This is a genomic window from Chryseobacterium sp. 14P4.3.2 (assembly GCF_057799275.1).
The window spans coordinates 1-486 of the sequence record NZ_JBYOKO010000076.1; the positions used below are offsets into that span (position 1 = coordinate 1).

1 pseudogene is annotated in these 486 nt (G+C 40.5%); it reads right to left on the reverse strand.

The annotated features are described in order from the left end of the window. Window positions 1–486, reverse strand: a pseudogene (locus AC27VX_RS23865) (RHS repeat-associated core domain-containing protein); the annotation flags it as partial.

Here is a 486-nt window from a genome sequence, read left to right on the forward strand (position 1 = left end):
GGAAGCTTTTTTTCTACCAGCCTGCCTCTTCCGTCATAACGGTACTGATAGGCCAAAGCATCATGTTCCGCCATACCCCAGGTCTCTAACTGAGAGAGAAGTGGAGGAATTACAAAAGCTAACTGATTATATTCATTGTAAACATAATACGTATCTGCATTTTTGGTTACACTGAGCTCTTTTCTGACTAATATAATCTGGCCCTGACCGTTTTTAAATTCAATAGTTTTGTTTCCATCTTCATCGGTGGCTGTATTTTTATACAATTGGGCTTCGCCATACATCCCGTTATTACTGATTGATGAGAACGTAGCTCCGTTCACCCAGCTGGAAGAGGTGGCAAATTTCCTTACTTTATCTATCGTGATATTTGCTTCATAGCCAAATTTCACAGGTTTATCAGCCCAGTCTGTACCCACCTGAATCTGCTGCTGAATCCGGTCTAAAGGAGAATTTTCCAGTATTTTCTCTGAATAGATCTTCTCA